The organism is Bacillus sp. RAR_M1_44, from assembly GCF_020165935.1.
GTDB lineage: Bacteria > Bacillota > Bacilli > Bacillales > Bacillaceae > Bacillus > Bacillus altitudinis.
In genome coordinates this window covers 300,150-323,974 of sequence record NZ_JAIUKX010000003.1, presented here as the reverse complement: position 1 = coordinate 323,974, position 23,825 = coordinate 300,150, and the positions used below count along the sequence as shown (strand labels likewise).

Genomic DNA, 23,825 nt, shown 5'->3' with positions numbered 1-23,825 from the left:
ACAAATGGTACATATAAAGGTAAGATGACCATTGTGAAAGATTTTGATAGTTATTGAATGTATTTGATTTTTTTGTATTGATAATGTTGAAAAAAGCGATTACAATAAAGGTGCGCGCAAAATGAATACGTTTTCAAAAGGGGGTGTTTTCAATGCTAACACCAGAAAGACATCAACTCATTATCGACTATTTAGAAGAAAACGATGTCATCAAAATACAGGACTTAACGATTATGACGGATGCGTCTGAATCTACAATTAGAAGAGATTTATCAGCCCTTGAAGAAAAAGGCTTTCTTAAAAGAGTTCACGGAGGAGCTGCTAAAATATCTAGTATTCGTCTTGAACCAGATGTGTTTGAGAAATCTGCCAAAAACCTTCATGAAAAGTCATTGATTGCAGAGGCAGCTGCATCACTTATAAAACAAGGCGATTGTATTTACTTAGATGCTGGTACGACAACACAGCAAATGATTGACTTTATCGATCCAGATCAAGACATCGTTGTGGTGACAAATGGTGTCATGCACATTGAAGCACTCATGAGAAAAGGCATTTCTTTTTACCTGATAGGCGGATCAGTGAAACATCGAACAGGAGCCATGGTGGGAGCCGCAGCTTTGACAGCTATGGAAAATTACCGTTTTGACAAAAGCTTTGTTGGGACGAACGGCATTCATCCCGAGGCAGGGTTTACAACACCTGATCCAGAAGAAGCACTCATTAAAAAAAGAGCCATGAAGCAGGCGAAAAAAACCTACATCTTAACAGATGCCTCAAAGTTTGGCGAAATATCGTTTTCAACCTTTGCTAGTTTACAGGAAGCCACCATTATCACAAACGACGCAAAAGAGGATTCATTCGATAATTACCATGAAAAAACGGTTATAAAGGTAGTGAAAACATGATTTATACAGTTACTTTAAACCCATCAGTTGATTACATCGTACACGTGGAGGATTTTGCGGTCGGCGGTTTAAATCGTTCAACCTATGACAAAAAATATCCAGGTGGTAAAGGAATCAATGTCTCAAGGCTTTTAAAACGGCACGGTGTTGAATCAAAAGCACTTGGATTCATTGGCGGTTTTACAGGCAAATATATTCAAGACTTTTTACAAAACGAACAATTACAAACAGCCTTTCATGAGGTGTCAGAAGATACACGTATCAATGTGAAACTAAAAACAGGCGAAGAAACAGAAATCAACGGGCTCGGTCCAAGTATTACTGAAGCACAGTTCGATTCGTTTTTATCCCAATTCACTTCATTAACAGAAGGCGATGTCGTTGTATTAGCAGGTAGCATTCCTTCTTCACTGCCTCATAACACATATGAGCGCATTGCTGAGGTATGTGCGAAGCAAGGGGTAAGAGTAGTACTTGATATTTCTGGAGAAGCCTTAAAAAAAGCAGCAGATCTGCAACCATTCTTAATGAAACCAAACCATCATGAGTTAGGTGAAATGTTTGAAACCAGTATTTCATCTGCAGAAGAAGCCATTCCTTATGGGAAAAAGCTGTTGGAACAAGGTGCTGAACATGTCATTGTATCTATGGCTGGAGACGGTGCTCTCTTATTCAGTAAGGAAGGGATCTTTCAATCTAATGTTCCAAAAGGCAAGCTGATCAACTCAGTTGGTGCAGGGGATTCAGTCGTTGCAGGATTCTTAGCTGGCGTTTCTAAAGGCCTTTCCATAGAAGAATCATTTAAGCTTGGCGTCACATCAGGAAGTGCTACAGCATTTTCTGAGGAACTTGGAACAAAAGAGCTTGTCGATACATTATTGCCACAAGTAAAAGTCACACGCATTTAAAGGAGGAGTCATCATGAAAATTACAGAACTACTCACGAAGCATACGATTAAGCTTCAATTAGACAGCCAGCAAAAAGAAGCCGTTATTGAAGAACTGGTCACTGTATTAGATACAGCTGGTAAATTAAATGATAAAGAAGGCTACAAAGCAGCTGTTGTTAATCGTGAAAAACAAAGCTCTACGGGAATTGGAGAAGGAATTGCGATTCCTCATGCGAAAACAGCAAGTGTGAAAGAACCTGCCATTGCATTTGGTCGTTCAACAGCTGGTGTAGATTATGAATCATTAGACGGACAGCCAAGTCATCTTGTCTTTATGATTGCAGCAACTGAAGGCGCAAACAACACGCATTTAGAAGCACTTTCTCGTTTATCCACACTTCTTATGCGTGAAGAGATCCGAAAGCAGCTTCTTGAAGCGGCTACTGAAGATGAAATCATTGAAATTATCAATACACATGATAAAGACGATGAAGAAGAAGAAGAGGAAGTCAAAGAGGAACCGGCTGCACCGGGAAAACCTGCTAAAATTTTAGCGGTGACAGCTTGTCCAACAGGCATCGCGCATACATTTATGGCCGCAGATGCTTTGAAAGAAAAAGCAAAAGAAATGGGCGTTGACATTAAAGTTGAGACAAACGGCTCTAGTGGAATTAAACATGCCCTGACAGCAAAAGAAATTGAAGAAGCGCCAGCTATTATTGTGGCAGCTGATAAACAAGTTGAAATGGAACGCTTTAAAGGCAAACATGTCATTGAAGTACCTGTGACAGCTGGAATTCGCCGTCCGCAAGAATTGATCGAAAAAGCCATCAATCAAGATGCGCCGATTTATAAAGGTTCAGGCGGCAGTTCTTCAAAAGATGAAAATGAATCGTCAGGCAAGGGAAGAAGTGGATTCTATAAGCACTTAATGAGCGGTGTAAGCAACATGCTTCCGTTTGTTGTTGGGGGCGGTATCCTCGTTGCGATTTCATTCTTCTGGGGAATTAACTCAGCTGACCCTAAAGATCCTTCTTTCAATTCATTTGCAGCTGTATTAAAAGGGATTGGCGGAGATAATGCACTTGCCTTAATCGTTGCTGTATTAGCTGGATTTATCGCAATGAGTATTGCAGACCGTCCAGGTTTCGCACCAGGTATGGTTGGCGGATTCATGGCCTCTGCAGCAGGTGCTGGATTCTTAGGCGGATTGATTGCTGGTTTCCTTGCTGGTTACATCGTGGTGCTGCTCAAAAAAGTATTCACTTTTGTACCACAGTCGCTCGATGGTATTAAACCAGTTCTGCTCTATCCATTGTTCGGTATTTTCTTTACAGGGATTATCATGCATTACATCGTCAACACACCTGTTAAAATGGTCATGGACGGATTAACACACTGGCTTGAATCACTTGGTACTGGAAACCTTGTATTAATGGGGATTATTTTAGCTGGTATGATGGCCATTGATATGGGTGGTCCGATTAACAAAGCGGCCTACACATTTGGTCTTGCGATGATTGCTGCTGGCAACTATGCACCGCATGCTGCGATTATGGCAGGCGGAATGGTGCCGCCGCTAGGAATTGCCCTAGCGACAACAATCTTTAGAAACAAATTCTCTAAACGTGACCGTGAAGCAGGTATTACATGTTACTTCATGGGAGCTGCGTTCATTACGGAAGGGGCGATCCCGTTTGCAGCGGCAGATCCTCTGCGCGTCATTCCTTCAGCTGTGATTGGTGCAGCAGTTGCAGGTGGATTAACAGAATTCTTTAGAGTGACGCTTCCTGCACCGCACGGGGGACTATTCGTTTTCTGGGTAACAAACCATCCAGTTCTTTACATCATCAGCATCTTAATCGGTGCCATTGTTACAGCGCTACTTCTCGGAATTCTAAAAAAACCAGTCCGACAAGAAGCTTAATTTGAAAAGAAGCATCGTGAAGAGCGGTGCTTCTTTTTGTTTAATCATTAGCAAATTAGGAAAAAATATCTAATTGAATGGTTGTCTTGTGAATTTTTAAATGACATGTGATAAAGTAAAGTTATTCAATTCGCGTTTCAAGTCTTTTAGCAGAAAGTCTTAGGAGGAAGCAGTATTTTGAACGAAGAAAACAAACAAAACGAAAATGACATTCAATCTGATGCGAAACAAGCCAAAAAAGAGAAGAAAAGTTCTCTGTTTGAATGGATCAAAGCTATTTTAATTGCACTTGCCCTCGTCCTCATCATCCGTACGTTTATTTTTGAGCCGTATGTGGTGGAAGGAGAGTCAATGGAACCAACCCTTCATGATGGAGAAAAGCTGTTTGTTAACAAAACCATCAACTATCTCGGTGGAGTCAAACGTGGTGACATCGTGATTATTAATGGAAAAGACGGTCAGAAAATTCATTATGTCAAACGATTGATCGGTCTTCCAGGCGACACGATTGAAATGAAGGATGATACGCTTTACATTAATGGTAAAAAAGTAGATGAGCCTTATTTAAAAGAGAACAAGGCACATGCCAAAGAGTATGAGGTACATTTAACAGGAGATTTTGGTCCAGTGAAAGTACCGAAAAACGATTACTTTGTTATGGGTGACAACAGACTGAATTCTATGGACAGTCGAAATGGACTCGGACTCATTGAAAAGGATCGGATTGTCGGCACATCAGAATTTGTTTTCTTCCCATTTGGCGATATTCGACAAACACAATAAATACACCTTTCTCAATGCGTAAGAAAGGTGCTTGAATGGACGACCCTTCATGTAGGGTCGTTTTTAATTTGGTGTGAGCATCGTGACAATGATGACAATGGCCAAAACAGAAGCGAAAACGGACCCGGTAATCGCCAAAACAGAACGGAATAATCCAATTTTCACATTGTCTTTTCCGCGCTTTTGTAAAAAGCGTTTTGAAAAGATATGGACCAGTGTGTAAATGAGGACAAGCCCAATATAAAGGCCAAAGTCTCTTGCATTAAAGCCAGTCGCCGATAAATAAATGCCCATAAAGAAAATCAATAAACAGTATTCCATGAGTGTGAGTAATCTCAAATCGCCCGAACTCCTTCAACAAAAACATTCCCACTTATTATACCATATTGGACAAAAAGCCTTTGTTCTTAGCGAGAGACGTTTCTATCAATCGTTATTCATGTTATACTTCATATTGATGAATGAGTGATGGAGGATTAATAAATGATTGCAGTGAATAATGTTAGTTTGCGATTTGCTGATCGTAAATTATTTGAAGAAGTAAATATTAAGTTCACTCCTGGCAACTGCTACGGACTAATTGGTGCCAATGGAGCTGGTAAATCAACGTTCTTAAAGATTCTTTCTGGAGAAATTGAGGCTCAAACGGGCGATGTTCATATGAGTCCTGGTGAACGTTTAGCGATTTTAAAACAGAACCACTTTGAATACGAAGAGTTTGAAGTGTTAAAAGTCGTCATCATGGGTCACAAACGTCTATATGATGTGATGCAGGAAAAAGATGCGATTTATATGAAACCTGATTTCTCAGATGAAGACGGGATTCGTGCAGCAGAGCTTGAAGGTGAGTTTGCTGAGTTAAACGGGTGGGAAGCAGAAAGTGAAGCTGCGATCCTATTAAAAGGTCTTGGTATTCCAGAGAGCCTGCAATCGAAGAAAATGTCTGAGCTTGGCGGATCTGAAAAGGTAAAAGTGCTTTTAGCACAAGCTTTATTCGGTAAGCCTGACGTTCTACTTCTCGATGAGCCAACGAACCACTTGGACTTACAAGCCATTCAGTGGTTAGAAGAGTTCCTCATTAACTTTGAAAATACCGTCATCGTCGTATCGCATGATCGTCATTTCTTAAACAAAGTATGTACGCATATTGCAGACCTTGACTTTGGAAAAATTCAAGTGTATGTCGGAAACTATGATTTCTGGTATGAATCAAGCCAGCTGGCATTAAAACTCAGCCAGGATGCCAACAAGAAAAAAGAAGAACAAATTAAGCAGCTTCAAGAATTCGTTGCTCGGTTCAGTGCGAACGCATCTAAATCGAAGCAAGCGACATCAAGAAAGAAATTGCTTGATAAGATTTCGCTAGATGACATTAAACCATCTTCTCGTAAATATCCTTATGTTCATTTTGCGCCAGAGCGTGAAATCGGAAATGATGTCCTTCAAGTAGAAGGTCTATCAAAAACGATTGACGGTGTAAAAGTACTGGATAACGTCAGCTTTATTATGAATCGTGAGGATAAAATAGCGTTCTTAAGTCGTAATGAGCTTGCTGTCTCTACTTTATTTAAAATCCTTGCTGGTGAAATGGAGCCAGACAGCGGGACGTTTAAATGGGGCGTGACAACATCTCAAGCCTTTTTCCCTAAAGACAACAGTGAATATTTTGAAGGAAGCGATTTAGATCTTGTTGATTGGCTTCGTCAATATTCTCCTAATGATCAAAGTGAAAGCTTCCTGCGTGGTTTCTTAGGCCGTATGCTTTTCTCTGGGGAAGAAGTGAAGAAAAAAGCAAGCGTCTTATCAGGTGGAGAAAAGGTTCGTTGTATGTTATCAAAAATGATGCTGTCTGGAGCGAATATTTTGCTGTTAGACGAGCCGACGAACCATTTAGACCTAGAGTCCATCACAGCGCTAAATAACGGTCTAATGAGCTTTAAAGGGGCTATGCTCTTCTCATCTCATGACCATCAGTTTGTTGAAACAGTTGCAAACCGTATTATCGAAGTGACGCCAAATGGCATCGTTGATAAACAAACAACTTATGATGAGTTCTTATCAGATCAAGAGATTCAAAAAAGACTACAAGAGCTGTATGCATAAACATAAAGAAAAGACATCCACATGAGGATGTCTTTTTTCTTTAAAAAGCCCAATTTCCATTACGGAAAATCGGTTCACGTTTACCATCTTTTGTGATCCCATCAATATTCATTTCCTTTGAACCAATCATGAAATCGACGTGTGTAATACTGCTGTTCACACCCGCTGCGTCTAATTCCTCACGTTTCATCTCTTTACCGCCTTCGATATTAAATGCATAACCGCTGCCAATGGCAAGGTGATTGGATGCATTTTCATCGTAAAGTGTATTGTAATAGAGGATATTTGAATTAGAAATTGGTGAATCATCTGGTACAAGGGCAACCTCACCTAGATAATGTGAGCCTTCATCTGTTTCAACGAGAGAGGTTAAAATGTCTTCTCCCTCTTTTGCTTTCACATCTACAATACGCCCATTTTCAAAGGTTAACGTAAATTCATCGATAATGTTTCCTGCATAACTAAGTGGTTTTGTGCTTGAGACAGTCCCGTTTACACCATCTTTTTTAGGTACGGTAAAGACCTCTTCTGTCGGCATATTGGCCATGAATGATACGCCGCGTTCACTCACGCTGCCAGCACCTACCCAAATATGCTGCTCTGGAAGTTCAATCGTTAAATCTGTACCAGGTGCTTCATAGTGCAGCTTGTGGTAGTGACGTTCATTTAATACTTTTACTTTTTCATTTAGTGATTCATCATGCTTTTTCCACGCTTCAACAGGATCTGGCTGATCAGCGCGGGCGACTTTAAAGATTTGGTCCCATAATAATGCAACAGCTTCTTCATCTGCATGCTCAGGGAAAATCTTTTTCGCCCAATCTTTTGATGCAGCACCGACGACTGTCCATGCAACTTTGTCAGATTGAACGTATTGACGATATGTATGAAGTGCTGAACCTGCAGCTTTTTGCTGTGAAGCAATTTTTTTCGAGTCAATGCCACTTAGAAGATCAGGGCTTTCTGACAAGATCGTAATAAAAGCACCGCCACGTTTTGCGATGGTTTCCATCATCTGTGCTTCCCATTCTGGAAATTGCTCAAACACATCTTGTGGGGCATGTTCATATTTTAAACGGGTCAGAACACCATCACTCCAGCGGATATGTACGTTTTTCGCTCCGCGCTCATATGCGTGTTTTGCCACAAGGCGGACAAGATCTACAGATTCAGTGAACGCAGATACGACCACTTCTTGACCACTTTGAACATTTACACCTACTTCAACGATGGTTTTTGCATATTGATCTAGTTGTTTTTCGAATGAACTCATAAAAAACCCTCCTTTAGTCATGTTCATCATATCAGATTTAAGACCGAAAAGGAAAATAGGGAGCCGTCCCGAAGCAAAATAAAAAGCCGCTTTCGTGCGGCTTTTTTAGCGGTTCAGTTGTTTCACAGGCTGTGCATTAGAAGGGGGCATATGTGAAAACGACAGGCTCATTCCTCCTAAAATAATACCGGTTAAAATGACTGTGACAACGACCCGTTTACCTAAATCAAGCAACATGTTCTTCCTCCTTCACGTTTATCCATTCATCACGATATGATCGAAATGATGAAAAAAGAAGTAGAACATGAAGATTATTTTAATGTTTTTTGCAATTTGTCGATGACTTCTAATGAACGACCTGTTCCAATTGCGACAGATTCAAGAGGATTTGCTGCGATATGAACTGGGACGACAATTTCTTGAGAAAGCCATTCTTGAATGCCGTTTAATAGTGCACCACCGCCAGTTAGAATGACGCCGCGATCTACGATATCACCACTCAGTTCTGGAGGGCTGTCTTCTAATGTAGCCCGAATCGCCTCTAAAATATGAAGAAGTGATTCTCGCATAGCACCTTGAATTTCTGTTGATTCAAGTGTAATTGTTTTTGGAAGACCTGTGACAAGGTCGCGTCCACGAACTTCTAATGACTCAGGTTCGTGTTCAATGAGTCCATAACCAATTTCCATTTTTACCTGTTCAGCTGTCCGTTCACCGATCAGTAAATTGTATTTCTTTCTCACAAAAGTAATGATATCTTCATCCAGTTGATCTCCGCCAATTCGGATCGAGTGGCAAGAGACAACCCCGCCAAATGAAATGATCGCTACCTCTGTCGTTCCTCCGCCAATATCTACAACGACGTTGGCAACAGGCTCGTCCACCGGGAGATCAGCACCGATTGCAGCTGCGACGGGTTCTTCAATTAAATGCACATGCTTTGCCCCGCAATTTTTGACAGCATCGCTAATCGCGCGGCGTTCGACAGCTGTTGAACCTGAAGGTGTACAAACAACCACAGTCGGCTTTCTAAAGGTAAACCCAATATTTTTTCCTGCTTTTTTCATAATTTGTTTGAGTAAATCGGTTGTCATATCATAATCAGCGATGACACCATCTTTCATCGGACGGATCGCTACAATTTTTCCAGGTGTTTTCCCAATCATCTCTTTTGCTTCTGACCCCACTGCAAGGACAGTTTTTGTTTCCGTATCTACTGCCACAACGGATGGTTCATTGAGAATAATTCCTTTATTTTTACTGTAAACCAATATGTTAGCTGTTCCTAAATCAATTCCAATTTCGGCATTTTGAAACATGTTTTCACCCAATCTCTATTTTTGCTGTTTTAAACAATTTTACATTTAAAAGTTCAGAGGGTTGAGGTCATTTGTGGGGGTTTGTGATCACCTTGAAATGAATCTGTAAAATTCAAGTCTCATTTTGACAATCACAATAAATTTTCCCTTTGATTTTACGATTATGAAAAAAATTTTTATGTAGGAGAAACCTTTTAAGAACCTCTTACGTCTACGATATATCAATTGGTGAAAAACAGATTGATCTTGAGCTAATGAAAGAAAGAGGGAACGAAATTGAAATCTATCGGAGTTGTAAGAAAAGTAGATGAACTAGGGCGTATTGTGATGCCAATCGAATTGAGAAGAGCACTTGATATCGCTATTAAAGACAGTATGGAATTTTTTATAGATGGAGATAAAATCGTCTTGAAAAAATATCAGCCAGAGGGCGTCTGCCTGATGACTGGTGAGATTACTTCTGAGAACCACGAGTATGGAAATGGTCAAATTACATTAAGCGCTGAAGGCGCAGAACTACTGCTAAAAGAGCTTCAAGAAGCCCTTCAGCAGTAAATAAAAATAGCCTGTTCTCTCCCATTGTGCTGAGAGCAGGCTATTTTTTCTAAAAAAGTTCCTTAAAAATGCCGCATCTCCCTCAAAAAATAAGTGGAAAATGGTACAATTGACAAAGAATCTCAGGGCGGCAGGTGGAATTATTTGAACAAAACATATCAAGTACGGATCCTGTTATCCGTTCTTGCATTTATATTAATTTTGAGCTGGGATTTCTTTTATTATCTTAGCGGCTATCACATTAATTGGCCGCTCGATCTAGCCTTTACAGTCGTTGTTTTGGCCGGTATTTGGAGCATCTCAGGCTATGTGGACCGGTTGAATTTGCTTGTATCAGATTTAAATAAACGAGAAAAAGAAGCACACGAACTAACAGAGCGGCTGAATCGAATCACAGATAACTTGCAAGAAATCGTCTTTGAAACCAATGAAAAAGGTGAAATCATTTTTTTAAATCAAGCATGGAAACAAATGACGGGTTACAACATAGAGGAGTGTCTAGGTACGATGTACAATCAGTACTTTGATCAAGAAGAGCATGTCGTTCAGCATTTGTTGTCTGTGATCAAAGAGCATAAGGATGAGGGACGGGTGGAGCTGCAGCTTCTCCATAAAGAAGGAAAAAAGGTATGGGGAGATGTGCATTATAAGCTTTATTTCGATGAACAGCACCAGTTTACTGGAGGTATTGGAACGGTTGCAGATATCACGAAACAAAAGCAGGCAAAGCTTGAACTTGAAAGATCAAATCAGCAATTGCAAATGCAGGCACAAAAGCTGGCTGTTGCAGGACAAATAGCCGCTGGCATTGCCCATGAAGTCAGAAATCCGCTCACCTCAGTTAATGGATTTTTGCAGCTGATGAAAACGCAATATCCAGAAAGAACCGATTATTTTGATATCATCTTTTCTGAAATTAAACGCATTGATTTTGTTTTAAGTGAGCTGCTTGTCTTAGCAAAACCTCAATCGGTTCAATTTCAAGAAGTACAGCTCCATGATTTGCTAGAGCAGGTGATTACCTTATTAAAGACAAATGCCGTTCTTTCAAATATTGATCTCAAACAGCCATTTAAAAAGCAGGATGCTGGCACGATATTAGCAGACGCCAATCAAATGAAGCAGCTTTTCATTAACTTAATCAAAAATGCGATCGAGGCGATGCCTGAAGGCGGCAATATATACATATCAACAGAAAAAGTGATGAATGAATGGAAAATCACGATTCAAGATGAAGGAAAAGGAATGTCCGAAGAGGATATTCTGAAAATATATGATCCTTTCTTTTCGACTAAAAAAGAAGGTACAGGACTTGGTTTAACGATCTGTGCGACGATCTTAAAAGATCACCATGGAAGAATGGATGTAAAGAGCGAGCTCAGCAAAGGGACGGTTTTTGATATTTACTTACCTGTGTATCAAAAAAGCAGATAGTAGCAAGGTGAGAGGATGTGATGTGTGATGACGAAAGGGACAAAGACGTTATTTGTGTATGGGACACTTTTAAAGCACGAAAAGTATCACGAGACATTGATGAAAGAAAGCAGTCCATTAGCAGCATCTGCTTGGATAAAAGGGAGACTGTACGATACAGGTGAGGGTTACCCTGTGTGTGTTGTCTCGGAACAAAACACAGTATATGGAGAATTGTATGAGGTCAGTGATGAAACGCTGCATAAGATAGATGAGCTAGAGGAAGGGTATGACCAGCAGGAAATAGAGGTTATGACAGACCAGGGGCCAAGGTCAGCCGTTGCTTATACAATAGGTAAGCAGAAGGCATCGAGCCTGAAGGAGATTGAAAGCGGCTGCTGGAAGTCATATCAACTATGGGAGCGCCAACCGTCTTCCTTCTATTATTTTGCCTATGGGTCCTGTATGGATGATGCAAGGTTTAAGCTTGCGAAAGTGGAACATTATTTCAAACAAATCATCGGCGGTGGCACACTTGATCGTTTTACCACAAGGTTTACATTGGTGCGCCCTGATGGATCAAGAGCAGATATGGTAGAAGACGGCGGAGAAACAGAGGGTGTTCTATATGAAGTACCTTTTGATGCCATTCGTTATTTGTACAAACGAGAAGGTGTAAATGAAGGGACTTATCGTCCAGCATTTGTCGATGTCACAGTAGGTGATCAAGTGTATGAGGACTGCTTAACGTTTCTCGTTTTAAAAAAGAGCGAAGAAATTGCGCCTCCAGATCATTATCGCAGTGAAATCGAAAAAGGAGCAGACCTTTACCTAAGTGAAGCATTCCGTAAAAAAATACGGTCACATATGGATTCATTAATGAAACCGTAGTAAAATGCATGGTAAGTGATATAAAAGGAGTCTGAACATGAAAAAGGAATATGCAGTCATTGGTCTTGGACGCTTCGGCGGAAGTATCTGCAAGGCGCTAAGCGAAGAAGGACTTGAAGTCATGGCCATGGATATGAATGAAGATCGTGTGAACGAATATGCTAAAATTGCATCACATGCTGTGATTGGTGATTCGACGGACGAATCTGTTTTAAAGAACCTAGGCATTCGCAATTTTGATCATGTGATCGTGGCGATAGGTGAAAACATTCAGGCCAGTATATTAACAACGATTATGCTGAAAGAACTTGGTGTCAAAATGGTCACAGTGAAAGCTCAAAATGACTACCATGAAAAGGTTTTGAATAAAATTGGTGCGGACCGTATTGTCCATCCTGAACGAGACATGGGCAGACGGATTGCACATAAAATTATTTCTAACAACGTGCTTGATTATTTAGAGCTGTCAGATGAGTACAGCCTTATTGAAATCGTCGCCAACAGCAGACTCGCTGGGCACTCTTTGTTAGATCTCGACATCCGTGCAAGGTACGGGATCAATATCGTGGCAATTAAGCGCGGGAAAGAAGTGATCGTTTCACCGCTCGCAGATGAAATGATTCAAAAAGAAGATATCCTGATTGTCATTGGGGCAGTGGCAGATATCGGGCGCTTTGAAAAACGGGAAATGCAGAACGACTATTAAACACTCCGAGAAGGGGTGTTTTTTGCTTTAGAAGTGTACATGTGGGGCGGACATTGTGGGAGAGAACAAAGTGGAAAAGAGCCGTTTACTTTCTAAAAGAACAGCAAAATAGAACATGGTTATTTTTCAGCCAATTATCACTATTCAGAAATAAAAATCAATCTTTTGATATGGTTGATTTTCTCTAAATGTCATTGACTGGACAAACAGATTCGTTTACGATAAGAAACATTATATTGTTTACTCGGAGGAGGCAGTGTCGTTGGATAAGGAGCTTTTCAGACATCAAATTGAGGTAGCTGCAAAGAGAAAAAAAGCAGCCCTAGTGATTAAACATGCGAAGGTTATGGACGTGTTTAACCAGGAATGGATAGACGCTGATGTCGCTGTTGAAAATGGAAAAATAGTAGGAATTGGGGAGTATGAGGGAGAACAGGAGCTGGATGCAACAGGTCAAATGCTTGTTCCCGGTTTCATTGACGGCCACGTTCATATCGAATCCTCGATGGTGACTCCTGCTGAATTTTCCAAAGCTGTCGTTCCTCACGGTGTGACAACTGTTGTAACAGACCCGCATGAAATTGCCAATGTATCCGGTGTTGCAGGTATCCGTTTTATGCTCGAAGAAGCGAGAAAAGCTGCTTTAAATATATATTTCATGCTGCCATCCTGTGTACCGGCAGTCAGCTTTGAACGATCAGGTGCTACACTAAAAGCAAAAGATTTAAAGCCTCTTTATCAGGAGAAAGAAGTGCTTGGTCTTGCCGAAGTGATGGATTATGTCGCGGTTGAACAAGCGGAAGAAGATATGCTTCAAAAACTGCTTGATGCTCAACATGAACATAAACTCATTGATGGCCATCTAGCAGGATTAACGGACCGATTAATTAATGTGTACCGAACAGCTAATGTCCAAACGGATCATGAGGTGACAACAGCTCAAGAGGCCCTTGAACGTGTCAAAAGAGGCATGTATGTCATGCTCAGAGAAGGCTCTGTTGCTAAAAACGTGAAAAACGTATTACCTGCTGTCAATGAGAAGAATGCGAGACGCTTTTTCTTTTGTACGGATGATAAACATTTAGATGATTTAATGGCTCAAGGAAGTATTGATGAACAAGTACGGATGTCGATACAAGAAGGATTGGCCCCCTTTTTAGCATATCAAATGGGAAGTTTAAACGCAGCGGAGTGTTTCGGTCTTAAAACAAAGGGAGCGATTGCACCAGGCTTTGACGCGGACTTTATGCTCATTTCTGACTTACATGAGGTAGGAATTACAAGCGTCTTTATCGCAGGAGAATTGGTCTCTGAACATGGAGAATATTTGCCAAGTGTCGACAAGATCACGCCAAATTCTTCGCTCATGCAATCGGTACATGCAGTGGACGTTCAAGAGAAAGATTTAACGCTGCCTATAACAGATCATCAAAAGATGAATGTCATTCGCATTATACCGAATCAGCTTGAAACGAAATTAGAACAAATATCTCCTTCTGGCAGCGATGGACAATTTACATGTGATATTGATCGAGATGTATTAAAAATAGTGCTTGTCGAACGCCATAAAGGTCTATCTGAAATTGGGATAGGGGTTGTCAGCGGATTCGGCTTAAAAGAGGGGGCAATTGCAACAACAGTTGCCCATGACTCGCATAACTTAATTGCCGTTGGAACAAATGATGCTGATATGATCAAAGCCATTGAGACGCTAAAAGAAGCAGGGGGCGGTTTGACCGTTGTAAAAGACGGAGAAGTTCTTCATACGCTTCCATTACCGATTTCCGGTTTATTATCAGATCAACCTGCACATACGGTCAATGAAAGCCTTCATGCACTTCATGATGCTTTAAAGGAAACAGGCTTTGTCTTAGACTTTAATCCGTTTTTGACATTATCCTTCTTGGCACTGCCAGTCATTCCTGATGTGAAAATGACAACACAAGGATTGTTTGATGTGAGAAGTTTTCAGCATCTCCCGATTCAATCGTAAAACAATGACTAAACCCGCACGTATCGTACAGATATGCGGGTTTTTTTATTGCGCATAAAAAAGAGACACAGCCAATTGGCTGTGTCTCCTTGAACGTCATTACACTTCCATAATAATCGGTAAGATCATTGGGCGGCGTCTTGTTTTTTCATAAAGGAAAGGAGCAAGAGTGTCAGTAATCTCGTTCTTAATTTCTGACCATTGAGTCGTCTTACGTTCCATTACTTTTTCAAGATGCTTTGAAATGAGATCTTGCGCGTCATTAATGAGGTCTCCAGATTCTCTCATGTAGACAAAACCTCTTGAGATTAAATCAGGACCTGCAGAAATTTTGAATTCTTTCATATCCATGCTGACAACAACAATGACAAGACCTTCTTCTGAAAGAATGCGGCGGTCTCTTAACACGATGTTGCCGATATCACCAATACCGCTACCGTCGATATACACGTTGCCTGATGGAATTTTGCCAGCGACACTTGCTTCGTCACCTTTCAGAGCAAGAACTTCACCGTTATCCATGATAAAGCAGTTTTCCTCAGGAATTCCGCAATCATTCGCAAGTTTAATATGCGTTTTTTGCATGCGGTACTCACCGTGAATCGGCATGAAGAATTTTGGTTTGATTAAACGGAGCATCAGCTTTTGTTCTTCCTGCCCGCCGTGTCCAGAGGTATGAATATTATTGAGTGAGCCATGAATGACTTCAGCACCAGCACGATAAAGCTGGTTAATGGTACGGCTTACGCTAATATTGTTACCTGGGATCGGTGAAGACGAGAAGACAACAGTGTCTCCAGGGTTAATTGAAATCTGGCGGTGTGTACCGTTGGCAATACGAGAAAGAGCGGCCATCGGTTCGCCCTGACTACCAGTACAAAGAATGGTTACTTTGTTTGCTGGAAGGCGGTTGATTTCATTGTGCTCAATGAATGTGTTTTTTGGACATTTGATATATCCGAGCTCTTGTCCAATATCAATGGCAGACTCCATGCTACGCCCAAACACAGCGACTTTTCGGCCATTGGCAACAGCTGACTCGATGACTTGCTGAAGTCTGTGAATGTTAGATGCAAATGTAGCAAAGATAATACGTCCATCTACTTTTCTGAAGATGTCATCAATGCTTTCACCTACACGTCTTTCGGACATCGTAAATTCTGGAATTTCACTATTTGTACTGTCAGATAGAAGACAAAGAACGCCTTCTTTCCCGATCTCAGCCATTTTCGTTAAATTGGCAGGCTCGCCAACAGGAGTAAAGTCAAACTTGAAATCGCCTGTATGTACGATGTTACCAGGAGGTGTCTTCACGACAATTCCATAAGAATCTGGGATGCTGTGCGTCGTTCTAAAGAAAGACACAGCTGTTTTTCTAAATTTGATCGTATCTTCTTCTTCAAAGATGTGAAGTTTGGTCTGTCTTAATAGACCATGCTCTTCCAATTTGTTACGAAGTAGGCCGATTGCGAGTTTGCCTCCGTAAACTGGAATATTCACTTGCTTGAGAAGGTAAGGGATACCGCCGATGTGGTCTTCATGTCCGTGAGTAATAAAAAGACCTTTGATTTTATCTTCGTTTTTAACTAAATACGTATAGTCAGGGATGACGTAATCAATTCCAAGAAGTTCATCTTCAGGGAACTTAATACCAGCATCAATCAAAATGATTTCATCTTGAAATTGAACGCCATACGTGTTTTTACCGATCTCGCCTAATCCGCCGAGCGCAAAAACTGCCGCCTGATCGTTTTTTACAAATTTCATTCCTCTCATAGCTCCAATACTTTAAAATTTTCACTTTCTCGTTCATAGTCTAAAAAAGCACCGTCTACAGGCTGAATGAATTCAATATTGTAGTTATGTTTTTTCAACTTATCGCGTACGTCTCTTTCAGAAACCGCTTCAACGTATAGTGAATCTGTGTGTTCTCTCACAGGTACCTCAGTCGTACTTGCCTGAAAAAATACCTTATATATCATCCAAATCTCTCCTTAAATACCGTATGTTACACTCGCTTATTCTATTATATTAAAAAAACGCGCATAAGAAAAGTCTCAGAGAAAAAAGGACCTTCAGCAAATGTGCGGAAGATCCTTTTAAGCAATCGATTTTTTACGAAGCATGTCCTTCCATTGTCTTCGAATTTTCTTGCGCAGACGACGAAGCATCGCGGATCGCCTCCTTTCGGTATGAGTCTCATTCAGCCATTTGTTCCGTTCTCTCTATATACTTGTATTATATGATGTTTCCACTTAATGTTACATGGTTATATGTGGGAAATGGGCGTTTTAAGAGGAAGTGGTTTCGTCAGTGAAGATCTTTCTGTATGATGAAGGGGAGAGGGTATACATAACAAGAGACAGGAGACGAGATATGAATAAAAAAGTCATCTTCTTTGATATCGACGGTACTTTATATGACCATGATAAAAAAATACCTGAATCAACGAAGCGAGCTGTTCGTTTATTAAAAGAAAAAGGGCATCATCTCTTCATTGCATCTGGCCGTTCGCCTTTTCTCATCCAGCCTATTTTAGAAGAAATAGGGCTTGACTCATTTATTGCTTATAACGGTCAGTATGTCATGTACGAAGGAGAAGTCATTTATGGCAATCCGCTTAAGCAAGAGCTGATGGATAAAATTTATGAAACAGCGGATCAACATGATCATCCGCTTGTTTTCATGGGAGAGAAGACGATGAAGGCGTCTGTGCCGAACCATCCATTTATCCATGAAGGGATTGGCACTTTAAAAACAGAGCACCCCGAGCACGATTTGTCATTCTTTAAAGAAAACGTCATTTATCAAATGCTGCTATTTTGTAAAGCAGAAGAGGAACATCTATATGAAGCGTTCCGTGAAGAAATTGATCTCGTCAGGTGGCATGAGCTGTCTACGGATGTCCTGCCAAAAGGTGGATCAAAGGCTGAAGGAATTAAACGAGTCATTGAAAGACTTCCGTACGATCAAAAGGACACAATTGCCTTCGGTGACGGGCTGAACGATCGAGAAATGATTTCGTTTGTTGGAACAGGCGTTGCGATGGGGAATGCAGTCAATGAATTAAAAACATTAGCTGACTTTGTCACCAAACCTGTAGATGAGGATGGCATATTCCACGCTGTGACTGAATTAGGCCTTATTGAAGAATAAAAAACAAGACCCGCTGATGGACGGGTCTTGTTTTTATGTTATGATCTGCCGATCGCAACCGCGTTGTCTGGCTCGGCGAATGGATGATCTTTTTGAATATGATCATAAAACATAATGCCATTTAAGTGGTCAATTTCATGCTGAAAAACGATGGCCGGAAACCCTTTTAGGCGAATATCAATGTCTTCACCTTCAAGCGTTGTACCTTTCACCCTGATTTTTTCATAGCGCGGGACGAATCCAGGGATGGCTTCATCAACAGATAAACAGCCTTCTCCAGTAGCTAAATAAGCTCTTTTGACTGAATGGCTAACAATGCGAGGATTGAATAATGCATAGCTGTAAAGTTCTCCGCCCTCGTCTTCACAGTGAACAGCGATCATTCGTTTACTGATATTGATTTGCGGAGCTGCTAGGCCAACACCGGGTCTAAGTTCATATTTTTCAGCAATGTCTGCATCCTGACTGTTTTTGACAAATTCAATCATGTCAGCTAATTGCTGTTTTTCTTCTTCTGTTGGCGGGAGTTCGACCGCTTCAGCTGTTTGTCTTAAGACGGGATGCCCGTCTCGTACGATATCATCCATGGTAATCACAAAACTTCACTCCTATTTCCTTTGTATGTAAAGTATATAAAATGATACACAACATATGCAATGAAATAAAGAAGACCGGTCGTATGAGACCGGTCAGAGGCTTATTCAGCCATTAGCAGCAGCCACCGCCGCCTAAGAATGCTGCGCCAACAATGATCAATAGAATGAATAGGACGACGATTAAAGCGAATGTACGTCCACCACCGTAACCGCAACCGTATCCACCACCATAACTTGGATAGCAACAACCGCCGCCGTATCCATAACCGTAACCGCCGTATCCACCATACATACTTCCATGACTATAATTAGACATACTTTTGACCTCCTTTGGAAATACACTCGGCCTCTCATAAGTGAAGGCGAAGCGTGTAATATAAACTATGTATGAATGCACTATTTGTATAGTCATGAGCCTAGAGCATGAAAAAAATCTTCTTTCCCCTCAAAAAACCATCCTCTTTCCTTGTCACAACCGCCCTGAAAAATTATAGTGGTATGTGGAGATGTAAAGGGGGACCTTGTAATTGAAACAGATGAAAAGAAGAATAAAAGCAGGTGCAGCTTTAGCGGGGATATGTACCCTCTTGCTTGCGGGCTGCGGAGGTCAAAATCCGCTTTATGAGATGCAAGATGCCATGACGAAAATGAGCGAAAAAGAAGCATCCTTTGAAAAAGAACAAGGCGCACTGCAAAGCTATGAGAAAAAAGAGCAGCAGTTGTATAAAAAAATGATTCAAACAACAAAAGACCACACAAAAACAGTCTCAAGCTTGTCTGATCAAGCATTAGCATCGGCAGAAAAGCGTGAAGAACATTTAAAAACAGAAAAAGACAGCATGGATCAATCGAAAAAAGAATTTCAATCTGTAAAAGAATTCGCTGGACAGATAAAAGATGCGGAAGTAAAAGACAAAGCAGAACAAACAGTCAAATCAATTGAAAAAAGATATGCATCGTATGATCAGCTTTACCGTGAGTATCAAAAGGCGCTGAAACAAGACAAGCACTTGTATGAATCTTTAAAAAGAAAAGACTTAGGATACGCTGAACTGAAATCCAAACTGAAAACAGTCAATCGTTCCTATAGTAAAGTGAGAAAAGAAAGCAAGAAGTTCAATCAATATACAGATCAATTGAACGAATATAAACAAGCTTTATACAAAACAGCTCAGAAAGAATCACAAAATAGCTAAAAACAGTACTTGCATATTTGCTAGCTCTGTTTATCGCTGCTACTCACAAAGTGCCTGCGTGCCGTTACTCGTTTTTCCAAGATATCAAACTGAAAAGAAGAGAAAGGGTTAAAATGAAGTTCATTTTAGCCCTTTGTCCATCACGATCAAAAGAGCTAAAAATAGCTCTTTTTTTATTTTTCGACAAAAACAAACATGTGCTATTGTAGTACAGTGATCCACTCTATACTAGTACAGTTTGTGCTGTTGATTAAACAGATTGATACAGGTCACCATAAAAAGTAAAGCGAATACATTTATTTAAATAAAGCCGTTAAATCAATTGACGGACTATTTTTCTTGTTGTAAACTATTCCTTGTTAACAGAAGTTGTATTAGTTTTTTGTGAACTATCGTTAATACAGTTAGAAAAACTCAAAAGCAAGCGATCATCCAATGTTTCGACAATGATCTTTGTGGCTATTATATACAGGAGTCATATGAGCATTTTGGGTTATCCTATATCTGTATGTATAAATGGATTCACGACAAATTGACTGTTAAAAGAAAGGAAGAGGTGACTTTAGAATGGCTGCAAAAACAAAAAAAGCAATTGTTGATAGCAAAAAGCAATTCGATGCCATCAAAAAGCAGTTTGAAACGTTCCAAATTTTAAACGAAAAAGGCGAAGTCGTAAACGAAGCGGCAATGCCAGATCTTTCAGATGACCAATTAAAAGAATTAATGCGCCGTATGGTGTTTACACGTGTATTAGATCAACGTTCAATTTCATTGAACCGTCAAGGACGTCTTGGCTTCTATGCGCCAACAGCTGGACAAGAAGCTTCTCAGCTTGCAACTCACTTTGCACTTGAGAAAGAAGATTTCATTCTTCCAGGATATCGTGATGTACCACAATTAATCTGGCATGGTCTTCCACTAACAAAAGCATTCTTGTTCTCTCGTGGACACTTTGTTGGGAACCAAATGCCTGAAGATGTGAATGCACTTTCTCCGCAAATCATTATCGGTGCACAAATCATTCAAGCTGCTGGTGTAGCTCTTGGTTTGAAAAAGCGCGGTAAAAATGCTGTTGCAATCACTTACACTGGTGATGGTGGAGCTTCACAAGGTGATTTCTACGAAGGTATTAACTTTGCAGGGGCTTACAAAGCGCCAGCGATTTTTGTTGTCCAAAACAACAGATATGCGATCTCTACACCTGTTGAAAAGCAATCTGCTGCACAAACGATTGCACAAAAAGCAGCTGCAGCTGGTATCGTAGGCGTACAAGTTGACGGTATGGATGCATTAGCTGTATACGCAGCGACTGCTGAAGCTCGTGAGCGTGCTGTAAATGGTGAAGGTCCAACATTAATTGAAACTCTTACATTCCGTTACGGCCCACATACAATGGCTGGTGACGATCCAACAAGATATCGTACAAAAGAAGATGAAAATGAGTGGGAGCAAAAAGATCCATTGGTACGCTACCGCAAATTCTTGGAAAACAAAGGCCTTTGGTCTGAAGAAGAAGAGAATAAAGTCATCGAAGATGCAAAAGAACAAATCAAACAAGCAATCAAAGAAGCTGACGAACAGCCTAAGCAGAAAGTCACTGATTTGATTGAAAACATGTACGATGTGAAACCATTTAACTTGGTTGAACAGCTTGAAATCTACAAACAGAAGGAGTCGAAGTAAGCCATGGCGCAAATGACATTGATTCAAGCGATCACTGATGCGTTACGCACAGAACTGAAAAATGACGAAAACGTTCTTGTTTTCGGAGAAGACGTTGGTAAAAACGGCGGCGTATTCCGTGCGACTGAAGGATTGCAAAAAGAGTTTGGTGAGGATCGTGTATTCGATACTCCACTTGCTGAATCTGGTATTGGCGGTCTTGCAATTGGCCTTGGACTACAAGAATTCCGCCCAGTAATGGAAATTCAATTCTTCGGATTCGTTTACGAAGTATTAGATTCTGTTTCTGGACAAATGGCTCGTATGCGTTACCGTTCTGGTGGACGCTGGCATTCTCCAGTGACAATCCGTTCTCCATTTGGCGGAGGAGTTCACACACCTGAGCTTCACGCTGATAGCTTAGAAGGTCTTATTGCACAACAGCCTGGTATCAAGGTTGTTATTCCTTCAACACCTTACGATGCAAAAGGACTATTAATTTCTGCAATCCGTGACAACGATCCGGTTGTATTCCTTGAGCATATGAAACTTTATCGTTCTTTCCGTCAGGAAGTTCCTGAAGAAGAGTACACAATTGAAATCGGTAAAGCTGACGTGAAACGTGAAGGTTCTGACCTTTCAATCATCACTTACGGTGCAATGGTTCACGAATCACTTAAAGCTGCTGAAGAACTTGAAAAAGAAGGCGTTTCTGCTGAGGTCGTTGACCTTCGTACAGTGAGCCCGCTTGATATTGAAACAATCATCGCTTCTGTTGAAAAAACAGGTCGTGCGATCGTTGTTCAAGAAGCACAAAAACAAGCTGGTATTGCAGCAAACGTAGTAGCTGAAATCAATGATAGAGCAATTCTTAGCCTTGAAGCACCAGTACTTCGTGTAGCTGCACCTGATACTGTATTTGCTTTCTCTCAAGCTGAGAGCGTATGGCTTCCAAACCATAAAGACGTGCTTGAAACAGCTAAGAAAGTTCTTGAATTTTAATTAAATGACAGAGGGGAAAAGAATTTATTTCTCTTCCCCTTTATCAATTACATGACCGTGTAATGTTGACAGAACAAGGGTTTAACATAATCTAGGAGGCGAAAAACAGTGGCATTTGAATTTAAACTTCCGGACATCGGAGAAGGTATCCACGAAGGTGAGATCGTTAAGTGGTTTGTAAAACCAAACGACGAAATCAATGAAGATGACGTTTTAGCAGAGGTACAAAATGATAAAGCAGTTGTAGAAATTCCTTCACCTGTTAAAGGAAAAGTATTAGAATTAAAAGTTGAAGAGGGAACAGTTGCAACTGTAGGACAAACAATCATTACGTTTGATGCACCTGGTTACGAAAATCTTCAATTTAAAGGCAGCGAAGAAGAAGGCGAAGCGAAAACTGAAGCTCAAGTACAAGGTACTGCTGAAGCTGGTAACGAGCCTGAAAAGAAAGAAGTTGCTCAAGAAGAAGCGGCAGCAGCAACTGGTGCTGGCGCACAAGAGCAAGTAGATGCTGATCCTAACAAACGCGTTATTGCTATGCCATCTGTACGTAAATATGCGCGTGAAAAAGGCGTTGAAATTTACAAAGTTGCAGGTACTGGTAAAAATGGCCGCGTACTAAAAGAAGATATCGACAGCTTCCTTAATGGCGGTTCTGCAGCAACTCAAGAAGCAGCACCTCAAGCAGCTGAAAGTGCGAAAGAAGAAGCAGCTCCAAAAGCGGCAGCAGCTCCAGTTCTAGAAGGAGAATTCCCAGAAACTCGCGAGAAAATGAGCGGAATCCGCAAAGCGATCGCGAAAGCAATGGTGAACTCTAAGCACACAGCTCCTCACGTAACATTAATGGATGAAGTTGATGTAACAAACCTTGTTGCACATCGTAAACAATTCAAACAAGTTGCAGCTGATCAAGGAATCAAGTTAACTTACTTGCCTTACGTTGTAAAAGCTCTAACTTCTGCTTTGAAAAAGTACCCAGTACTTAACACTTCTATCGATGATAAAACAGATGAAGTTGTTCAAAAGCATTACTACAACATCGGAATTGCAGCTGATACTGAAAAAGGCTTGCTTGTTCCAGTTGTGAAAAATGCAGATCGCAAAGCGATTTTCGAAGTATCTAACGAAATCAACGAGCTTGCAACAAAAGCACGTGATGGTAAATTGGCTCCAGCTGAAATGAAGGGTGCATCTTGCACAATCACAAACATCGGTTCTGCTGGTGGACAATGGTTTACTCCAGTCATCAACCACCCAGAAGTAGCGATCCTTGGTATTGGCCGTATCGCTGAAAAAGCGGTTGTTCGTGATGGCGAAATCGTTGCAGCTCCAGTCTTAGCTCTTTCCCTAAGCTTTGACCACCGTATGATTGATGGAGCTACTGCGCAAAATGCCCTTAACCACATCAAGCGTTTATTGAATGATCCACAATTAATTTTAATGGAGGCGTAA

Annotated in this window: 23 protein-coding genes; 15 read left to right on the top strand and 8 right to left on the bottom strand. The window is 40.8% G+C overall.

All coding sequences use genetic code 11. The annotated features are described in order from the left end of the window. Positions 1 to 152: 152 nt before the first annotated feature. From LCD34_RS17515 to lepB, 4 genes are all read left to right on the top strand, one after another. Positions 153 to 908 (top strand): DeoR/GlpR family DNA-binding transcription regulator, encoded by a 756-nt coding sequence (locus tag LCD34_RS17515; RefSeq protein WP_019743798.1) that lies wholly within the window; start codon positions 153 to 155, stop codon positions 906 to 908. After that, positions 905 to 1,816, top strand: a complete 912-nt coding sequence (pfkB, locus tag LCD34_RS17510) for a 1-phosphofructokinase (protein WP_046527029.1) — start codon at positions 905 to 907, stop codon at positions 1,814 to 1,816. Before LCD34_RS17515 ends, pfkB begins: the two co-directional genes overlap by 4 nt. Before the next feature lie 13 nt (positions 1,817 to 1,829). Further along, positions 1,830 to 3,725 (top strand): PTS fructose transporter subunit IIABC, encoded by a 1,896-nt coding sequence (locus tag LCD34_RS17505; protein WP_046527028.1) that lies wholly within the window; start codon positions 1,830 to 1,832, stop codon positions 3,723 to 3,725. Positions 3,726 to 3,935: 210 nt separating this feature from the next. Then, the gene (gene lepB, locus LCD34_RS17500) at positions 3,936 to 4,508 is read left to right on the top strand and encodes a signal peptidase I (RefSeq protein ID WP_026050084.1); all 573 of its coding nucleotides are present in this window, start codon (positions 3,936 to 3,938) and stop codon (positions 4,506 to 4,508) included. A gap of 63 nt (positions 4,509 to 4,571) precedes the next feature. On the opposite strand, the gene LCD34_RS17495 is transcribed toward lepB, so the two are convergent. Beyond that, a complete protein-coding gene (locus LCD34_RS17495) occupies positions 4,572 to 4,847 on the bottom strand; it encodes a hypothetical protein (RefSeq protein ID WP_008345136.1) in 276 nt (91 codons plus the stop codon). Between the two features lie 144 nt (positions 4,848 to 4,991). Here LCD34_RS17495 and LCD34_RS17490 point away from each other — a divergent pair, with 144 nt between their 5' ends. Continuing rightward, the gene (locus LCD34_RS17490; protein ID WP_007498620.1) at positions 4,992 to 6,611 is read left to right on the top strand and encodes an ABC-F family ATP-binding cassette domain-containing protein; all 1,620 of its coding nucleotides are present in this window, start codon (positions 4,992 to 4,994) and stop codon (positions 6,609 to 6,611) included. Positions 6,612 to 6,651: 40 nt separating this feature from the next. Here the strand turns inward: LCD34_RS17490 and LCD34_RS17485 are convergent, their stop codons facing one another. The 3 genes from LCD34_RS17485 to mreBH form a co-directional block, all read right to left on the bottom strand. Continuing rightward, positions 6,652 to 7,884 (bottom strand): aminopeptidase, encoded by a 1,233-nt coding sequence (locus LCD34_RS17485; RefSeq protein WP_008345134.1) that lies wholly within the window; start codon positions 7,882 to 7,884, stop codon positions 6,652 to 6,654. Between the two features lie 105 nt (positions 7,885 to 7,989). Continuing rightward, entirely contained in the window at positions 7,990 to 8,121 is a 132-nt protein-coding gene (locus LCD34_RS17480; protein ID WP_003210922.1) for a protein YkpC, read from the bottom strand. Between the two features lie 74 nt (positions 8,122 to 8,195). Beyond that, on the bottom strand, positions 8,196 to 9,203 hold the full coding sequence (mreBH, locus tag LCD34_RS17475; protein WP_017359401.1) for a rod-share determining protein MreBH: 1,008 nt from the start codon (positions 9,201 to 9,203) through the stop codon (positions 8,196 to 8,198). A gap of 276 nt (positions 9,204 to 9,479) precedes the next feature. Here mreBH and LCD34_RS17470 point away from each other — a divergent pair, with 276 nt between their 5' ends. From LCD34_RS17470 to ade, 5 genes are all read left to right on the top strand, one after another. Further along, positions 9,480 to 9,758: an AbrB/MazE/SpoVT family DNA-binding domain-containing protein gene (locus LCD34_RS17470; RefSeq protein WP_017359400.1), complete on the top strand. Its 279-nt coding sequence runs from the start codon at positions 9,480 to 9,482 to the stop codon at positions 9,756 to 9,758. Positions 9,759 to 9,902: 144 nt separating this feature from the next. Beyond that, positions 9,903 to 11,192: an ATP-binding protein gene (locus LCD34_RS17465; protein ID WP_058337394.1), complete on the top strand. Its 1,290-nt coding sequence runs from the start codon at positions 9,903 to 9,905 to the stop codon at positions 11,190 to 11,192. Between the two features lie 27 nt (positions 11,193 to 11,219). Further along, positions 11,220 to 12,062 (top strand): gamma-glutamylcyclotransferase, encoded by an 843-nt coding sequence (locus LCD34_RS17460; RefSeq protein WP_224559785.1) that lies wholly within the window; start codon positions 11,220 to 11,222, stop codon positions 12,060 to 12,062. Positions 12,063 to 12,099: 37 nt separating this feature from the next. After that, on the top strand, positions 12,100 to 12,768 hold the full coding sequence (locus LCD34_RS17455) for a potassium channel family protein (protein ID WP_008345123.1): 669 nt from the start codon (positions 12,100 to 12,102) through the stop codon (positions 12,766 to 12,768). 262 nt (positions 12,769 to 13,030) lie between these two features. Then, a complete protein-coding gene (gene ade, locus LCD34_RS17450; protein WP_058337392.1) occupies positions 13,031 to 14,761 on the top strand; it encodes an adenine deaminase in 1,731 nt (576 codons plus the stop codon). 99 nt (positions 14,762 to 14,860) lie between these two features. On the opposite strand, the gene rnjA is transcribed toward ade, so the two are convergent. Then, positions 14,861 to 16,528, bottom strand: a complete 1,668-nt coding sequence (rnjA, locus tag LCD34_RS17445) for a ribonuclease J1 (protein WP_008345116.1) — start codon at positions 16,526 to 16,528, stop codon at positions 14,861 to 14,863. Positions 16,529 to 16,533: 5 nt separating this feature from the next. Beyond that, on the bottom strand, positions 16,534 to 16,743 hold the full coding sequence (locus LCD34_RS17440) for a DNA-dependent RNA polymerase subunit epsilon (protein ID WP_008345114.1): 210 nt from the start codon (positions 16,741 to 16,743) through the stop codon (positions 16,534 to 16,536). A 394-nt stretch (positions 16,744 to 17,137) separates the two neighbouring features. Here LCD34_RS17440 and LCD34_RS17435 point away from each other — a divergent pair, with 394 nt between their 5' ends. After that, positions 17,138 to 17,917: a Cof-type HAD-IIB family hydrolase gene (locus tag LCD34_RS17435; protein ID WP_098680855.1), complete on the top strand. Its 780-nt coding sequence runs from the start codon at positions 17,138 to 17,140 to the stop codon at positions 17,915 to 17,917. Between the two features lie 38 nt (positions 17,918 to 17,955). On the opposite strand, the gene def is transcribed toward LCD34_RS17435, so the two are convergent. Together def and LCD34_RS17425 are read right to left on the bottom strand one after the other, a co-directional pair. Continuing rightward, complete coding sequence (gene def / locus LCD34_RS17430) at positions 17,956 to 18,513, bottom strand: peptide deformylase (protein ID WP_008345111.1); 558 nt, start codon at positions 18,511 to 18,513, stop codon at positions 17,956 to 17,958. Between the two features lie 112 nt (positions 18,514 to 18,625). Continuing rightward, the gene (locus LCD34_RS17425) at positions 18,626 to 18,805 is read right to left on the bottom strand and encodes a YjcZ family sporulation protein (RefSeq protein ID WP_026050085.1); all 180 of its coding nucleotides are present in this window, start codon (positions 18,803 to 18,805) and stop codon (positions 18,626 to 18,628) included. Between the two features lie 235 nt (positions 18,806 to 19,040). Between LCD34_RS17425 and LCD34_RS17420 the strand changes: the two genes are divergently transcribed. From LCD34_RS17420 to LCD34_RS17405, 4 genes are all read left to right on the top strand, one after another. Next, entirely contained in the window at positions 19,041 to 19,709 is a 669-nt protein-coding gene (locus LCD34_RS17420) for a YkyA family protein (protein ID WP_008345105.1), read from the top strand. 567 nt (positions 19,710 to 20,276) lie between these two features. After that, positions 20,277 to 21,392, top strand: a complete 1,116-nt coding sequence (pdhA, locus tag LCD34_RS17415; protein ID WP_007498599.1) for a pyruvate dehydrogenase (acetyl-transferring) E1 component subunit alpha — start codon at positions 20,277 to 20,279, stop codon at positions 21,390 to 21,392. Between the two features lie 3 nt (positions 21,393 to 21,395). Continuing rightward, on the top strand, positions 21,396 to 22,373 hold the full coding sequence (pdhB, locus tag LCD34_RS17410; RefSeq protein WP_007498597.1) for a pyruvate dehydrogenase complex E1 component subunit beta: 978 nt from the start codon (positions 21,396 to 21,398) through the stop codon (positions 22,371 to 22,373). Positions 22,374 to 22,481: 108 nt separating this feature from the next. Then, positions 22,482 to 23,825, top strand: a complete 1,344-nt coding sequence (locus LCD34_RS17405) for a dihydrolipoamide acetyltransferase family protein (protein WP_008345100.1) — start codon at positions 22,482 to 22,484, stop codon at positions 23,823 to 23,825.

What these genes read in the sequence shown, in the direction of transcription:
- LCD34_RS17480 (WP_003210922.1), bottom strand. Translation starts at nt 8,121, where the DNA reads ATGTTGCTTGATTTAGGTAAACGGGTCGTTGTCACAGTCATTTTAACC.
- rnjA (WP_008345116.1), bottom strand. Translation starts at nt 16,528, where the DNA reads ATGAAATTTGTAAAAAACGATCAGGCGGCAGTTTTTGCGCTCGGCGGA.
- LCD34_RS17485 (WP_008345134.1), bottom strand. Translation starts at nt 7,884, where the DNA reads ATGAGTTCATTCGAAAAACAACTAGATCAATATGCAAAAACCATCGTT.
- LCD34_RS17425 (WP_026050085.1), bottom strand. Translation starts at nt 18,805, where the DNA reads ATGTATGGTGGATACGGCGGTTACGGTTATGGATACGGCGGCGGTTGT.
- LCD34_RS17515 (WP_019743798.1), top strand. Translation starts at nt 153, where the DNA reads ATGCTAACACCAGAAAGACATCAACTCATTATCGACTATTTAGAAGAA.
- LCD34_RS17440 (WP_008345114.1), bottom strand. Translation starts at nt 16,743, where the DNA reads ATGATATATAAGGTATTTTTTCAGGCAAGTACGACTGAGGTACCTGTG.
- pdhB (WP_007498597.1), top strand. Translation starts at nt 21,396, where the DNA reads ATGGCGCAAATGACATTGATTCAAGCGATCACTGATGCGTTACGCACA.
- pdhA (WP_007498599.1), top strand. Translation starts at nt 20,277, where the DNA reads ATGGCTGCAAAAACAAAAAAAGCAATTGTTGATAGCAAAAAGCAATTC.
- LCD34_RS17435 (WP_098680855.1), top strand. Translation starts at nt 17,138, where the DNA reads ATGAATAAAAAAGTCATCTTCTTTGATATCGACGGTACTTTATATGAC.
- LCD34_RS17455 (WP_008345123.1), top strand. Translation starts at nt 12,100, where the DNA reads ATGAAAAAGGAATATGCAGTCATTGGTCTTGGACGCTTCGGCGGAAGT.
- LCD34_RS17505 (WP_046527028.1), top strand. Translation starts at nt 1,830, where the DNA reads ATGAAAATTACAGAACTACTCACGAAGCATACGATTAAGCTTCAATTA.
- mreBH (WP_017359401.1), bottom strand. Translation starts at nt 9,203, where the DNA reads ATGTTTCAAAATGCCGAAATTGGAATTGATTTAGGAACAGCTAACATA.
- LCD34_RS17460 (WP_224559785.1), top strand. Translation starts at nt 11,220, where the DNA reads ATGACGAAAGGGACAAAGACGTTATTTGTGTATGGGACACTTTTAAAG.
- LCD34_RS17490 (WP_007498620.1), top strand. Translation starts at nt 4,992, where the DNA reads ATGATTGCAGTGAATAATGTTAGTTTGCGATTTGCTGATCGTAAATTA.
- pfkB (WP_046527029.1), top strand. Translation starts at nt 905, where the DNA reads ATGATTTATACAGTTACTTTAAACCCATCAGTTGATTACATCGTACAC.